Below are 14059 nucleotides of genomic sequence, written 5' to 3'. Positions count from 1 at the left end.
AGTCATCACCTGCTCCCGCCACCACTGAAAGAATCCGCTGCACATGAGAAGAGCCAAGATCGTCGCCACCCTCGGGCCGGCCACGTCGAGTTACGAATCCCTCCGCGCCATCATCGACGCGGGCGTCAACGTCGCCCGCATGAACCTCAGCCACGGCAGCTACGAGGTGCACGAGGAGGTCTACGCGAACGTCCGCAAAGCCGCCGCCGACCTCGGAGTCCCGGTCGCGGTGCTCGTCGACCTCCAGGGGCCGAAGATTCGCCTCGCGAAGTTCGCCGACGGTCCGCACATGCTTGAGGTCGGCGACATCCTGACGATCACGACCGAAGACGTTCCCGGCACGAAGGACCTGGTCGGGACGACCTTCAAGGGTCTGCCGAACGACGTCTCACCGGGTGACTTCTTGTTGATCGATGACGGCAAGGTCAAAATCAAGGTTCTCGAGACCGACGGCGTTCGGGTGAAGACCGAATGTGTTGTCGCCGGGATGATCTCCAACAACAAGGGAATCAACTTGCCGGGGGTAGCGGTCAACGTTCCCGCCCTGTCCGAGAAGGACGAACAAGACCTCCGCTGGGGTCTCAAACTGGGCGCCGATTACATCGCCTTGTCGTTTGTGCGCAACGCCGCCGACGTCGATCGCGTGCACGAGATCATGGCCGAAGAGGGCCGCAAGGTTCCCGTGATCGCCAAGATCGAAAAGCCCCAGGCTGTCGACAACCTCGAAGAGATCATTGACGCCTTCGACGCGATCATGGTCGCCCGCGGAGATCTCGCGGTCGAACTGCCGCTTGAGGCCGTGCCGATCGTGCAGAAGCGCACGATCGAACTCTCACGCCGCATGGCCAAGCCCGTCATTGTCGCGACCCAAATGCTCGAGTCGATGACTGACAACCCGGTGCCGACACGGGCCGAGGCATCCGACGTCGCGAACGCCGTACTTGACGGCGCCGACGCGGTCATGCTTTCCGGCGAAACCAGCGTGGGAAAGTACCCGGTGATCACGGTGCAGACCATGGCGCGCATCGTTGCCTCGACCGAAGACCACGGGCTCGAACGCATCCCGCCGCTCGGTACCAAGCCGCGCACCCAGGGTGGCGCGATCACCCTGGCCGCTGCCGAGGTTGCCGACTTCGTCGACGCGAAGTACGTTTGCGTGTTCACCGAGTCGGGTGACTCCGCTCGGCGGATGTCTCGGCTGCGGTTCCGCATCCCGATGAAGGCGTTCACCCCCGACGAGGCGATTCGCCGGCGGATGAACCTCATCTGGGGCATCGAATCGTTCCTGGTCGACCGGGTCGACCACACCGACGCGATGTACAAACAGGTCGACAAGGTGCTCATGGGTGCTGGGCTGGCGGAAGAGGGAGACAAGGTTGTGGTGATCTCCGGATCCCCTCCCGGAGTTCCCGGTTCGACGAACGACATGCGGGTGCACATCATCGGCTCGGCGATCAACGCCGTGGCGCCGATCTGGGAGTCGGGCGAGCACGCCGACTGATCCGTGCCCTCGATCGCGGGGTCGATCCCGGTAGCTAGTGCTGCCAGGATCGACCCAGTCGACTTTCTGAGCGGGGTATCCCGATCCGGCCGATGCGGCGTCGCACCGATGGTGCGATGGCTTCGGGTGGACCGGTCACGCGCAGCCGCAACTCGCGGCGGCACCGGTGCGTTGGTATCGGCGCCCTCAACGCGGCTGTCATTCGTGATCTGACTCGAGCAGTGGGCCGGCGACCACCCAGGATCTGACGCCGCGGGTGCCGGACTGTCATGGATTTCCATGACTGTTGGGCCGTGAACGGCGGTGGTTGTCTGAGGCGCATCACGACGCACCACCCGAATATCGGTGCGCGCTCGACCCGAAGGGCACTCCCCATGACCTCTCTTAGCGTCTTCGCCTATCGTCTTGCCGCGATCGCGGCTGTTGCTGCTCTGGCGAGCCTGTCGCTCACCGCCTGCAGTTCCGGACCGGGGAACCCGATACTGCGAGTGATCGCTGGGGATGCGACGGTGACTGATCCGTCGGGTGCCGTGGTGGCGCTCGACAAGAGCGGCGCGGTCCAGGCGGGAAACCTGATCGCGACGTCAGGCGACGACGCGCTCGTGGAGTTGCTGTGGCCCGATGGCTCCTTTACCCGCCTCGGTGCCGACACGAGTTTCGAGCTGACCGGCGACGGTGCGCGCGGAACTTTGATCACCGGCCGACTCTGGAATCGGGTCAGCGAACAGGGCTCGGGCAGCTACCGGATCGACACGGACTCAGGACAGCTTGTCGCGAAGGGAACCACCTTCGTCGTTACCTGCGCCGCCGAGTGCTCGGCCGCTGTCGTTGAAGGGACCGTGACGGCAAAGGACGGCACGCAGTTGACCGGCCCGGCCTCCGCGCAATTCGGCGACGGATTCCAGGGGTCCGTTCCCCTGCCATGGGATGCGGTGTTCGGCGACCCGTGGGCGGTCTCCAACGCCGACCTTGATGAAGCAGCCGGATTTGCATCCGCTGCGGCCTCCTACCAGGACGCCTCGCCGACGCTCGCCAGTTTGACGGGGGGATTTTCGGGAACTCGAACTGTGGTGAGCGCAGATTGCGCGGGATATTGCGTCCAGTACCCCGTGATCGGCGATGTGGCCGATCGCCATTACCAGTTCGATATCGACTGCTCCGGCGGCATCCCGTGCACAGGCCAGATTGTGACGGATGTCGCGAACGAGTCGGGAGAGGTGCATTCCGAGACCGTTCCCCTGAGTTACGACGGGGATGCGTTCGCGTGGGAGCTGAGCCAGACGATCGGGTACTGCTCGTCGGCGGGAACCTCGTATGGGAAATCCGAAAACCTCGTTACGTGGCGTTTCCAAGCGACGGAGGCGGCTGTTGTCGACGACGTTTACCTGGTCACTTCGATGGAGGGAACCGGCGGTTCGTCGTTCCACATCGTCGAGTCGGCCTCTCTTGACGGATGCGCACAATTCGAGCGAGAGGCGACCGCCAAGTCCACCTTCGCGGTCACCCGGGATTAGGTTCGTCGGGGTTGCACGCTCGGTCTCAGGGGTACTTCTTCGAGCTCGTGGCCTTCTTGGTCGTGCTCTTGCCGCTTCCGACGTTGTGAAAGGGACGTGTCGATATCCCTGAGGGCGCGGCTCTGACTATTCGTGCTCTGCGCAATCGCCGCAACCCTGATCTGGCTCATCGTGACATGACACGGGAAGACTCCCGCAGCAGACAACGCGGAAGCCGCTGCGTCGAACAAGGGTTAGATGGCGCGCACTGAGTTGTTCCGGGGGTCGTGCGTGAGTTCGGCCATTCCCAGCTCTTCGAGCAGCGGCGGCAGATACATCCCGAAGCGCCCTCGGTAACCCTTGCGCAGGCCGTACCAGCCGCCCACCGGATTCGAGGCGTCGCGACCCCAAGCCTCAACAGTGCCGGGCGCCGCATCCTTGCCCTCGTCGGCCGCGCCGAGTGGAACCCAGTCACCTTGCCGACGCAACCAGGCTGCGGCGCAGATAGTGGGGGAGCAGGTCGAGCCAGCCTCCCATCTCGGTGTCGTGCCAGTCCAGCCCATCGGCAGCCAATCTTTCCCATCCGCTGAGCAAGATCGAGACACGGGTTCGCGTGTCGGCGAGCGCCTCGAAGGTCACGACGACGTCATTGGCGTCGTCGCGGCCGGCCCTGAGGCGCCAGAGATGGGGTCGCGACTCGGTGCCGCGCTCTAGACCCTTTCGGCGACCTTCTCGGGAGCGGCTGTCGTGGGCTGCGGTGTCCAGGGCTTCGCAACAACGAGCCAGACGGCAGTCGCTGCCACCGCGTAGAGCCCGAAGAGACCGAGCCACGCCCAGAACGAAATCGCGACCTCCTTCCACGATGTCGGCATCGGCAGCAGCACGAGCAGGAATGTGATCAGCCCGACAACGTACGACGCGCCCCACAGCAGACGATTCCAGCCGTAGATCTCGAAGCCTGGCATGCCGCGAACCGGGACGAGCAGGAGGGGTAGCAAGGAGATTCCCGCGACCGTCGCCGCCGCCAGAGACTCGTGCGCGAAGAGCAACCCGGCGTCGGGATTCGCGTCCGCCATACCCGCCAGCACGCTGTACCCGACCCATGCGATTATCGCCAAGACGAACGCATAGGCGATACCGACGAACGTGAACCGAGCACGGTCTCTCTCGTTCACGATGGAGGCGAAGGCCACTGCGGCGACGGCGCCGAACGCAATCCCGGGCTGCAAACCCGTGAGACGGGCGAAAATCACGGCACCGACGACCGCGAGCAGCAGCCAGGGTTTGAAAGTAAACCAGGCCGTCGCTCCGGGATTGGTGCGGCGGACCACGAAGATCAGCACGAACCAGCCCAGCGCAACTTCAGCGACGAACGCGACGAATACAGAACCGAGCAGCCTCAGCGTGCCGCCGTCGAAACCTGCGCGTGGGTCAACAAAGACCGCAATAGCGCTCGCGATCAACAGGCCCACGATCGCGAGAAGCCATCCTTCGTAGGGCTTCCGTACGCGCTCGGGCTTCCCCCTCGGCGCCGGTTTACCCGTTCGAGCTGCTCGCGACGCTTGACGCTTGCTTCGCCAGGCTTTGAGTCGTTCCACCAGCCGGTCGCGAACTCCGCTCAGGAGGCGGGACGGAAACGCCATGAGCAAAGCCAGCACGATAGCCCCGGTGGCGGCGACCCCGACTCGCAACGGGGTGATCGCCTCCGCGATGGTCGGGAGTCCGCTGAGAACGCTCGGCTCATCGGCCGTGAGTGGCGCGGTGGTCGGGATCCAGTACGCCGGCGACCCGGTTTCGCCGCTGACCTCGTCGGGCGCGAGCGTCAGGCCCGCGTCGGCGGTGTCAGCAACGAGAGTGCCTGTGAACTCACTGATGTATTGCCACGAGCCGAACACGGTGTCGTTTCCGGGGCACGTGAAGTTTCGGGCGACGGGTGTGCCTTCGATCACCGTCAGCGTGTCACCGTCGAGTGAGACGGTCGCCGTCACCGCCGGTGCCCAGAAGTACGGGCTGCCGGGATCCTGGGGAGAGTTATCTTCGAGGCTGTGTACATACGCGGCGCACTCGTCGCCTAACGCCGCAAACTCGCTTTCCGTCTGGGTTCCCACCTCGACCGGGAGCGCAGCATCTCTCAGATCGCCCTGCGTGGAGCACGATCTGCCGTTGCACGAGACGAAGTACGACCCCGCGAAGTCCGAGTACTCGACCGGCTCCCCAGCGAAGGCCGTACCGTAGTGAATCGTTCCGACGTAGTTGCCCGCCGGTCCGTCATCGTCGGCCGCGGCGACCGCGAGCGGTGTCGACAGCACGAGGCCCACCACCAGGGTGAGCAGGGTCGCGACCAGGGGGCGCCGTTGGGTCCTCATGATTAGAACCTAGGGACGACGAAAATCGATGCCAGTCATGGCTTTCCCTGACACCCCTCGGCCAGCAACGCATCCGAAAGCTGGAGTGATCGTCGAGGATGTGGGATGGCGTCACTTTCGTCACAGGAGTTTGTACCGGATGAGGGACTCGAACCCTCATGCCCTTTCGGGCAACCGATTTTGAGTCGGTCGCGTCTGCCATTCCGCCAATCCGGCGCACGCGACTTCAAGAACCGCGGCAACGGGAACGATACCGTAGGCTCGACGCGTGAGCGATCCGCTGGAGACCCCGACCGCTCCTCGACGCGTGGTTGTCGCCGAAGATGAGTCGCTCATCCGGCTCGACATCGTCGAAATTCTGCGCGACAACGGCTTCGAGGTTGTCGGCGAGGCGGGTGATGGCGAGACCGCCGTGGCGCTCGCAACCGAGCTCAAGCCCGATCTCGTGATCATGGATGTCAAGATGCCGAAGCTCGATGGCATCTCAGCGGCTGAGCGGCTGGCGAAGAACCACATTGCTCCGGTCGTGCTGCTGACGGCGTTCAGTCAGAAGGAGCTGGTCGAACGCGCGAGCGAGGCTGGCGCGATGGCTTACGTCGTAAAGCCGTTCACTCCGAACGACCTGTTGCCGGCAATCGAGATCGCGCTCAGTCGCTATCAGCAGATCGTCACACTCGAGGCCGAAGTCGCTGACATGGTTGAGCGTTTCGAGACCCGCAAGCTCGTGGATCGGGCCAAGGGGTTGCTCAACGAGAAGATGGGGCTCTCGGAGCCCGACGCGTTCCGCTGGATTCAGAAGGCATCCATGGATCGTCGCCTCACGATGCATGACGTCGCCGTCGCGATCGTCGAACAGCTCGCCCCCAAGAAGTAGGCGTAAAGCAGAAGTAGGCGTTCAGCCCGTCAGTCGCGCTGCGGCGGCCGACAGTTCGGCTTCGAACGGCGTGACGCTTGTGGTGCTGAGGAAGTCGTCGAGGGTCGCGCGGGCAACCACCAGGCGTTCGCGCAGAGTGTCGCTGTCAACGGCGACATCGTGCTCGCTCGGGTGGTTCTCAAGATGATCGTTCGCTGCGCGGACTGCCCGTTCGTAGTCATCCAGAATCGCTGAGCGCTCTGCCCCCGCCCGCTCGAGGAGCAGCGCCGCAATCTGACCGGTCCGATCCCGCCCGGCGGCACAGTGGATGAGCACGCCTCCCTCCGGTGCCTCCGCGATGGCAGCAAACGCCCGTCGAAACAGATCGGGCCAGCGTTCGACTGCGGCCGCGTAGTAGCGGGGTGATCCCAGCGGATTCCATTCGCCCATGAATTCGGCGTCGTCCTCGTCTTCGATGGGCGTGCGAATGACGCCGAGCCGAGCCGGACGAAGGGGAACAATGCGCACCTCGGAGTCGTTGCGGAGGTCGACGACGGTCGCGACGGAGCGTGTCAGTTCCGCCCATCCCGCATCGTCGAGGTCGTCAAGTCGAGCACTTCGGTAGACGCGGCCTGAGAGAGTTTCGCGCGTCCCAGCCACCTCCGATCGACGGGGGAGGCCGCCGAAGTCCCAGGTGTTGGGGAGGGCGCCCCAACGGACCCGTCGGGTCACCTGATCTTCTTGAGGTAGTTCGTCATCCGCACCGTCGAGAGTCGGTTGCCGTCGTCGTCGGTGACGACGATCTCGTGGGTGCAGAGCGTGCGACCGAGCGAGATGGCGCGGCACGTTCCGGTGACCCATCCCGAGGTGACGGATCGGCTGTGGGAGGCGTTGATCTCGATGCCCACCGCGACGTGCTCGTGGCCGCCGTGGACCGCGGCCGAGAGGGATCCAAGCGACTCGCCGAGCACGACGTGAGCACCGCCGTGCAGAAGTCCGACGACCTGAGTGTTGCCCTCGACGGGCATCCGGGCGACCGAGTAGTCGGCACCGAGCTCAAGGAACTCGATCCCCATCTTGTTGGCCAACGGACCCCCTCCGTCGCGGAACCGAGCGATCAAGTCGGGGTGCAAATCGGCGGGGAGCTTCACAGTCATGGGGCCCTCCAGGGGTGTCGGATGCGGCGGCTAGGCTGAGCCCGTGCCGGACTCGAAGAAGCCTACGCTGCTGCTCATCGACGGCCACTCGTTGGCGTTCCGGGCGTTCTACGCGCTGCCGATCGACAGTTTCGTGACGCGTGACGGTCAGCACACCAATGCCATTCACGGGTTCTTGTCGATGCTCAACCTGCTGTTGCAGAACGAGAAGCCGACCCACCTCGCGGTCGCCTTTGACAAGTCGCGGGTGTCGTTCCGCACCGCCGAGTACCCCGAGTACAAGGGCACGCGCGGCGAAACTCCCCAAGAATTCAAGGGCCAGATTCCGCTGCTGCAAGAGGCTCTTGCCGCGATGAACATCCCGACTCTCGAACTCGACGGCTTCGAGGCCGACGACATCCTGGCGACGCTCGCGACCCAGGGCGCTGCCGCGGGCTTCCATGTGCTCGTCACTTCCGGTGACCGCGACACCCTCCAGTTGGTCACGCCCAATGTCACGGTGCTCTACCCGAACGCTCGCGGCGTCTCCGAGTTGAAGCGTTATGACCGGGATGCCGTGTTCGAGAAATACGGCATCGAGCCCGAGCAGTACCCCGAAATCGCGGCACTCGTCGGCGAGACGAGCGACAACCTGATCGGCATCGACAAGGTCGGTGAGAAGACTGCCGTCAAGTGGATCCAGCAGTACGGCACCGTCGACAACCTGCTCGCCCACGCCGACGAGATCACCGGCGTTGTGGGCGGCTACCTGCGCGACCAGCAGGACCGCGCCATCCGCAACCGAAAGCTGAACCGGCTGGTCACGGATGTCGAACTGCCGCTCGCGCCCGCAGATCTCGCCCGCAAGCCGATGGATGTCGACGCTGTCACCGAGTTGTTCGGTCGACTTCAGTTCAAGACCCTGCTCGAGCGACTGCTCAAGATCGAGGGCGTTACCGATGTCGCGCAACTCGCGGCCGGGGGAGCGGCGACGACCACTCTGCCGCCCGTGCAGACCCACACCGGTACGGACCTCGCATTGTGGTTCGACGCGCAGTCGAAGCAGGGCACGACCGCTCTTGGCGTGCGAGTTGCGGTGCTGAATGGCGTTGTCGAAGGGGTCGGGGTCGCGAGCGAAACGGATTCCGTGTGGGTGCCGTGGGGCGACGATGCGCTGTCGATGTGGCTGGCCGGCGACGCGCCGAAACACGTCTGGGATGCGAAGCGTCAGGGCAAGGCCCTTGTTGCGCTTGGTGTCGAACTGCGGGGCGTCGACATCGACCCCGCGATCGCGGCCTGGCTGCTGCGGCCCTCTCAGCGGTCTGAGACGCTGCAGTCGCTCGTTTACTACTACCTGAGTGAGAACCTTCCTCAGCCCGACCCGAACCAGCTCGTGCCCGAGACCGAAGCGCTGAGCCCAGCGACCGAGGCCTGGTACGTGACCCGCCTCGCTGCAGAACTTGCAACCCGTTTGGATGCCGGTTCGCTCAACGTTCTGCACACGATCGAGGTGCCGCTCGGTTCGGTACTGGGCCGTATGGAGACTCAGGGCGTCACGGTGGCAGCTCCGGTACTGGCCGAACTCAACGAACGACTTGGCGCAAGGGCTGCCGATATCGCGGCGAAGGCGTACTCCGAAATCGGTCGCGAGGTGAACCTTGGGTCGCCGAAGCAGTTGCAAGAAGTGCTGTTCGACCAACTCGGGATGCCGAAGACTCGGTCGAACAAGACCGGCTTCTCGACCGACGCCCAGTCGCTCCAAGATCTCCAAGACCTGGCTCCGCATCCTTTCCTCGAACTGTTGTTGCAGCACCGGGATGCCACGAAGATCCGACAGATCGTCGAAACGCTGCAGAGGGGCGTCGGCGCCGATGGCCGCGTGCACACCAACTACGAACAGACCGGATCGGCGACCGGGCGCCTGGCGTCGAACGACCCGAACCTGCAAAACATCCCGGTGAAAACCGAGGTCGGCCGTGAGGTGCGCACCGCGTTCATTCCCGGCGAAGGGTTTGAGACCCTACTCACCGCCGACTACTCGCAGATCGAAATGCGCATCATGGCGCACCTCTCCGAAGACGCCGGGCTGATCGAAGCGTTCAACTCGGGCGAAGACCTGCACCGCTTCGTCGGGGCGCGAGTGTTCGGGGTCGACCCGGCCGAGGTCACTCCGACCATGCGCACCAAGGTCAAGGCGATGTCGTACGGGCTCGCGTACGGGCTTTCGGCTTTCGGCCTCAGCAAGCAGTTGCGCATTGAGACGTCCGAGGCGAAGGAACTGATGGCCGACTACTTCGCCCGGTTCGGCGGGGTGCGTGACTACCTTCGCGGTGTCGTCGAACAAGCCCGCATCGATGGGTTTACGACGACGATCTTCGGCCGCCGTCGCCCGTTCGCTGACCTGACGTCGACCAACCGCACGCTGCGTGAGAACGCCGAACGTCAGGCGCTGAACTCGCCCATCCAGGGCTCGGCCGCGGATGTCATCAAGCTCGCGATGCTCGGAATCGACGCAGACATCCGCTCTCGAACACTGGGGTCGCGGATGCTTCTGCAGGTGCACGACGAACTCGTGTTCGAGGTCGCGGCGGGAGAGCTGGATGAGCTCACAACGATCGTCACCGAACGCATGTCGCACGCCGCCCAGTTGAGTGTGCCGCTCGATGTCCAGGTCGGAATCGGCGCGAACTGGGACGCCGCCGCGCACTGACCGGTCTGCACGGCAGGTCAGTGCACGGCAGGTCCGTGCACGGGGGAACTCTCGCGACCCGACTCAACTGATGAGCGAGGAGGTCAGCACGATGAGATCTCCGGGAAAGTATGAGTTCTCCATCGCGTAGTCCGCGACGCCTTTGACCTCGTAGAAGTCGACGTCATCGCGCAGCTGGCCGTCCCCCCGCTGGAAGGTGTGGCCGTAGTCCAGCCCGTCGTCGACATCGAAGTAGCCTTCCGCAACGAGGGCTGCCGTGATCCCGTCGACATTGGCCCCGAGTGCATAACCTTCGTCTCTGTCGTTGGCAGTTCCGTGAGGGGACGTGCCAACGATCCGAATCGCGCAGCCGCCGTCGAGGAACGGCGCCAGATACGCCGGGCGGAAGTCCGTGGCGGGGATCTCGGTAATCGAGACCTCTTGGTAGTACTGGGCGTATGCGGCGACGTAGGCGTCGACGAAGCCGTCTGGGCACGCCGAGACCGGAGCAGTCACCGGGGTCGTGGTCGGTGTTGTGGACTCGGAACCTCCCGGACTGCCGGAGCCGCCGGTCGAGCAACCGACAAGGGTGAGAACGGCGCCGAGGCCGCCAGCGAGGACAAGGGTACGAACGGAGAGTTTCATAGCTCGAACGCTAGGGACCGAGGGCGTCGCCGTGTAGTCATGGATACCCATGACATCGTGAGACCCCGAACGCGTCCTCCGGAGGGACTAGCGGTCGCCCGCAGTGTCGGTCGTAGGCTGAGGGCATGACCGATCTCCCCACGCGCGCGTCCACCCCGATCGACAAGATCGCCGAGGACTGGGTCGCGACCATGGTCGACCTCGACCCGGATGCCGCGATCTATATGGGCATTCCCGGCCGGATCGGCGAAGTGGGCGACTATTCGCCGACCGGCCAAGCCCGGTACATCGACGAGGCGAAGAAGGTCGTCGCCGCACTCGCCGCCGCGACGCCGGTCGACGAGGTCGATGAGGTCACCAAGACCGACATCACGTCGGAACTCGAACTCGAGATCGCGTCCACCGACGCCGGCTACTACCTCCGTGACATCAACGTAATCGCGTCTCCGGCGCAGGGGATCCGCGACATTTTCGACCTCATGCCGACCGAAAGCGAAGACGACTGGTCGATCGTCGCCAAGCGCCTCGGCAACGTTCCGGGCGCTGTGGACGGCTATATCGAGACTCTCAAGAAGGGCATCGCGCAGGGTTCGGTGCCGGCTCGTCGTCAGGTCGAACAAGTCGCCCAACAGGCGCGCAAGCACGGCGACCCGCTCGGGTTCTTCTTCGACTTCACGGGTGCCGCCAAGTTGGCCGACGACAAGGATCTGCCCGAGTCCCTCGCCGCCGACCTCAAGAAGGGTGCCGAGGCGTCGGCAGACGCCTACGACCGGCTGGCGAAGTTCCTTGAGACCGAGCTCGCCCCGGTCGCGACCGAGCAGGATGGCGTCGGCCGCGAGCTCTACGCCCTCCGCTCGCAGCACTTCCTCGGCGCGAAGATCGACCTCGACGAGACCTACGAGTGGGGCATCGAAGAACTCGCACGTATGGTCGAGGAACAGACCCGCATCGCCGGCGAGATCGTCTCCGGGGGGTCGGTGCAGGATGCGATTGACGCCCTCGAGAAGGACCCGTCGCGCAAACTGCACGGTACCGACGAACTCCAGCGTTGGATGCAGAAGACCTCCGACGCAGCGGTGGCCGATCTCTCGAAGAACCACTTCGACATCCCGGATCCGGTGAAGAGCCTGGAGTGCATGATCGCCCCGACGCAAGAGGGCGGCATCTACTACACCGGACCCGCCGACGACTTCTCGCGTCCGGGTCGGATGTGGTGGAGCGTGCCCGAGGGCGTCACCGAGTTCGACACTTGGCGTGAACTCACCACCGTGTACCACGAGGGCATTCCCGGCCATCACCTGCAGATCGGGCAGGCCGTGTACAACCGCGCGACCCTCAACCTCTGGCGTCGGCAAATGGGCGGCACCAGCGGTCACGCCGAAGGTTGGGCGCTCTACGCCGAACGGCTCATGCAGGAACTCGGCTACCTCGACGATCCGGCTGACCGGCTCGGGATGCTCGATGGCCAGCGGATGCGCGCGGCCCGCGTCGTGCTCGACATTGGCGTGCACCTCGGCAAGCCGCGTCTCGACGGCCAGGGCATCTGGGACCACGACTACGCGCTCGAGTTCCTGCGCGACAACGTCAACATGAACGACTCATTCGTGCGCTTCGAGGTGAACCGCTACCTCGGCTGGCCCGGGCAGGCGCCGTCGTACAAGGTCGGGCAGCGCATCTGGGAACAGGTTCGGGATGCGGCGCAGCAGAAGGCTGGATCATCGTTCTCGTTCAAGGACTTTCACAAGAAGGCTCTCGACCTGGGCGGCGTCGGGCTCGACACCCTCAAGGCCGCGCTTCTCAAGTGACCTCGCCCGAGTGAGTTCGCCGTGGGAGGTCGCCCTCGGCACCCATCTGGCCGATCTTGACCCCGCGCTGCGCACCTACTTTTCGGCGATCCCCAGCGGAAAGGTCGGGCGAGGCAGCGGTGTGTTCTCCCGGGTCGGAACTCCGAGACGTTGGCTCTGGCCGATGCTCGCGGTTCTGGGCCGGGCGCACATCGTTTTTCCGGTGTGGGCGAAGGATGTGCCGTTCGAGGTTGTCAACACCCCGGGCGACGGGGCGATTCACGCAGCGCGCACGTTCCATTTCGTTCGGGGAGACCGGGTGATGCGCGACCGGGTGATGTACGACGAGATCAGGATGACCGCTCGCGGCCTCGTTGATCGCCTCGGCACGCGCGGCCGGCTCGAGGCCCCCCTCGAGGCCCAGGTCGTCGAGGGTCGGCTCGAGCTGCGATCGCGTCGCGCCTACCTCCGGCTCGGGGCGGCGCGCATCCCGATCCCGTTCGCACCGCGGGTGCTGCTGGTCGAGAGTCGCGTCGGCGACCGGCAACACGTTGCTCTCACGATGGATGCGCCCCTGATCGGCCGCATTTACGAATACTCCGGTTCGTTCAGCTACGGAATTGAGGATCAGTGAAGGTCGTGATCGCCGGAGCGTCGGGCTTCATGGGGCAGTACCTCGTGCGTGAGTTCCGCGCTGGCGGCGACGAGGTTGTCACGATCGGTCGATCGGGTGCTGACGCGTCCTGGGGTGACAGCGCGGGCATCCGCCGGCTGGTCGACGGCGCGGATGTCGTGATCAATCTCGCCGGAAAGAGCGTCAACTGTCGCTACAACGCGAAGAATCGTGCCGAGATTCTGCGCTCCCGGGTCGAAACGACGCGCGAACTCGGGCACGCGATCCGGGATGCCGCGAGCCCGCCCGCGGTATGGCTGAACTCCTCGACAGCGACCATCTACCGGCACGCCGAGGATCGACCGATGACCGAGTCGACCGGTGAACTGGGCACGGGCTTCTCGGTCTCGATCGCCCGTGCCTGGGAAGACGCCTTCTTTGAGGGCGACCTGACCGCAACGCGACGGGTCGCGCTGCGCACTGCGATTGTGCTCGGCAACGGAAGCGCGCTCGTCCCGCTGCTCAAGCTCGCCCGCATCGGCTTCGGGGGAGCGCAGGTTGACGGCCCGTGGTTTCGCTCGAAGCGACGAATCGCGGCGGGAACCCTGCACGAGTTCGGCGCACGCGGCGGACGCCAGCGCTTTTCGTGGGTGCACCTCGCCGACGTGCTCGGCGTCATCCGATTTCTCATCGCGCATCCCGAACTTGACGGGGTCGTCAACGTGTCATCACCGAACCCGACCGACAGTCGCGGGGTGATGCGCACCATCCGTGAGGCGCTGCGGATGCCCGTCGGCATCCCGCTGCATCGGTGGATGCTCGAACCCGGTGCCTGGGCGATCCGGACTGAGACCGAACTGGTGCTGAAGAGTCGGTGGGTGGTTCCCGAACGGCTACTCGCTGCGGGATACGAATTCCGCTATCCCGAACTTTCCGCCGCAATCGCGGAGGTCGTCGCCGAACGGCGAGCCGGCTAGGA

12 protein-coding genes and 1 tRNA gene are annotated in these 14059 nt (G+C 64.8%); 7 read left to right on the top strand and 6 right to left on the bottom strand.

The window, feature by feature from the left end; genetic code table 11:
• Nucleotides 1-43: 43 nt before the first annotated feature.
• Together pyk and ABIR17_RS00665 are read left to right on the top strand one after the other, a co-directional pair.
• Nucleotides 44-1501: a pyruvate kinase gene (gene pyk / locus ABIR17_RS00670; RefSeq protein ID WP_348002426.1), complete on the top strand. Its 1458-nt coding sequence runs from the start codon at nt 44-46 to the stop codon at nt 1499-1501.
• 374 nt (nt 1502-1875) lie between these two features.
• Nucleotides 1876-3015, top strand: a complete 1140-nt coding sequence (locus ABIR17_RS00665; RefSeq protein ID WP_348002425.1) for a FecR family protein — start codon at nt 1876-1878, stop codon at nt 3013-3015.
• A gap of 233 nt (nt 3016-3248) precedes the next feature.
• Here ABIR17_RS00665 and ABIR17_RS00660 read toward each other — a convergent pair whose 3' ends face one another.
• The 3 genes from ABIR17_RS00660 to ABIR17_RS00650 all read right to left on the bottom strand — a co-directional run bounded on the left by ABIR17_RS00660 (nt 3249) and on the right by ABIR17_RS00650 (nt 5576).
• Entirely contained in the window at nt 3249-3557 is a 309-nt protein-coding gene (locus ABIR17_RS00660) for a DUF6855 family protein (RefSeq protein ID WP_348002424.1), read from the bottom strand.
• Between the two features lie 147 nt (nt 3558-3704).
• Nucleotides 3705-5360 carry a hypothetical protein gene (locus tag ABIR17_RS00655; protein WP_348002423.1) on the bottom strand — a complete coding sequence of 552 codons (1656 nt, stop codon included), beginning with the start codon at nt 5358-5360 and terminating at the stop codon, nt 3705-3707.
• A 133-nt stretch (nt 5361-5493) separates the two neighbouring features.
• Nucleotides 5494-5576, bottom strand: a tRNA-Leu gene (locus tag ABIR17_RS00650).
• Nucleotides 5577-5628: 52 nt separating this feature from the next.
• Here ABIR17_RS00650 and ABIR17_RS00645 point away from each other — a divergent pair.
• Nucleotides 5629-6234: a response regulator gene (locus tag ABIR17_RS00645; protein ID WP_348002422.1), complete on the top strand. Its 606-nt coding sequence runs from the start codon at nt 5629-5631 to the stop codon at nt 6232-6234.
• Nucleotides 6235-6255: 21 nt separating this feature from the next.
• Here ABIR17_RS00645 and ABIR17_RS00640 read toward each other — a convergent pair whose 3' ends face one another.
• Nucleotides 6256-6945 carry a tyrosine-protein phosphatase gene (locus ABIR17_RS00640; RefSeq protein WP_348002421.1) on the bottom strand — a complete coding sequence of 230 codons (690 nt, stop codon included), beginning with the start codon at nt 6943-6945 and terminating at the stop codon, nt 6256-6258.
• Nucleotides 6942-7370 carry a hotdog fold thioesterase gene (locus ABIR17_RS00635; RefSeq protein WP_348002420.1) on the bottom strand — a complete coding sequence of 143 codons (429 nt, stop codon included), beginning with the start codon at nt 7368-7370 and terminating at the stop codon, nt 6942-6944. Before ABIR17_RS00635 ends, ABIR17_RS00640 begins: the two co-directional genes overlap by 4 nt.
• A 43-nt stretch (nt 7371-7413) precedes the next feature.
• On the opposite strand from ABIR17_RS00635, the gene polA reads away from it, so the two are divergent.
• A complete protein-coding gene (polA, locus tag ABIR17_RS00630) occupies nt 7414-10059 on the top strand; it encodes a DNA polymerase I (RefSeq protein WP_348002419.1) in 2646 nt (881 codons plus the stop codon).
• Between the two features lie 63 nt (nt 10060-10122).
• Here the strand turns inward: polA and ABIR17_RS00625 are convergent, their stop codons facing one another.
• Nucleotides 10123-10683, bottom strand: coding sequence for a hypothetical protein (locus tag ABIR17_RS00625; RefSeq protein ID WP_348002418.1), 561 nt, complete (start codon nt 10681-10683; stop codon nt 10123-10125).
• A gap of 125 nt (nt 10684-10808) precedes the next feature.
• Between ABIR17_RS00625 and ABIR17_RS00620 the strand changes: the two genes are divergently transcribed.
• The 3 genes from ABIR17_RS00620 to ABIR17_RS00610 are packed head-to-tail and all read left to right on the top strand — an operon-like array spanning nt 10809 to nt 14057.
• Nucleotides 10809-12488 carry a DUF885 domain-containing protein gene (locus ABIR17_RS00620; protein WP_348002417.1) on the top strand — a complete coding sequence of 560 codons (1680 nt, stop codon included), beginning with the start codon at nt 10809-10811 and terminating at the stop codon, nt 12486-12488.
• A 10-nt stretch (nt 12489-12498) separates the two neighbouring features.
• On the top strand, nt 12499-13101 hold the full coding sequence (locus tag ABIR17_RS00615; protein ID WP_348002416.1) for a DUF4166 domain-containing protein: 603 nt from the start codon (nt 12499-12501) through the stop codon (nt 13099-13101).
• A 29-nt stretch (nt 13102-13130) separates the two neighbouring features.
• Nucleotides 13131-14057, top strand: coding sequence for a DUF1731 domain-containing protein (locus tag ABIR17_RS00610; protein WP_348002556.1), 927 nt, complete (start codon nt 13131-13133; stop codon nt 14055-14057).
• The last annotated feature ends 2 nt before the right edge of the window (nt 14058-14059 follow it).

The organism is Pseudolysinimonas sp. (genome assembly GCF_039912695.1).
Classification (GTDB): Bacteria; Actinomycetota; Actinomycetes; order Actinomycetales; family Microbacteriaceae; genus Pseudolysinimonas_A.
Note: the sequence above shows the minus strand (reverse complement) of the source record. Positions and strands in the feature narration are given on the sequence as shown.

What these genes read in the sequence shown, in the direction of transcription:
- pyk (WP_348002426.1), top strand. Translation starts at nt 44, where the DNA reads ATGAGAAGAGCCAAGATCGTCGCCACCCTCGGGCCGGCCACGTCGAGT.
- ABIR17_RS00665 (WP_348002425.1), top strand. Translation starts at nt 1,876, where the DNA reads ATGACCTCTCTTAGCGTCTTCGCCTATCGTCTTGCCGCGATCGCGGCT.
- ABIR17_RS00660 (WP_348002424.1), bottom strand. Translation starts at nt 3,557, where the DNA reads ATGGGCTGGACTGGCACGACACCGAGATGGGAGGCTGGCTCGACCTGC.
- ABIR17_RS00655 (WP_348002423.1), bottom strand. Translation starts at nt 5,360, where the DNA reads ATGAGGACCCAACGGCGCCCCCTGGTCGCGACCCTGCTCACCCTGGTG.
- ABIR17_RS00635 (WP_348002420.1), bottom strand. Translation starts at nt 7,370, where the DNA reads ATGACTGTGAAGCTCCCCGCCGATTTGCACCCCGACTTGATCGCTCGG.
- ABIR17_RS00625 (WP_348002418.1), bottom strand. Translation starts at nt 10,683, where the DNA reads ATGAAACTCTCCGTTCGTACCCTTGTCCTCGCTGGCGGCCTCGGCGCC.
- ABIR17_RS00620 (WP_348002417.1), top strand. Translation starts at nt 10,809, where the DNA reads ATGACCGATCTCCCCACGCGCGCGTCCACCCCGATCGACAAGATCGCC.
- ABIR17_RS00610 (WP_348002556.1), top strand. Translation starts at nt 13,131, where the DNA reads ATGGGGCAGTACCTCGTGCGTGAGTTCCGCGCTGGCGGCGACGAGGTT.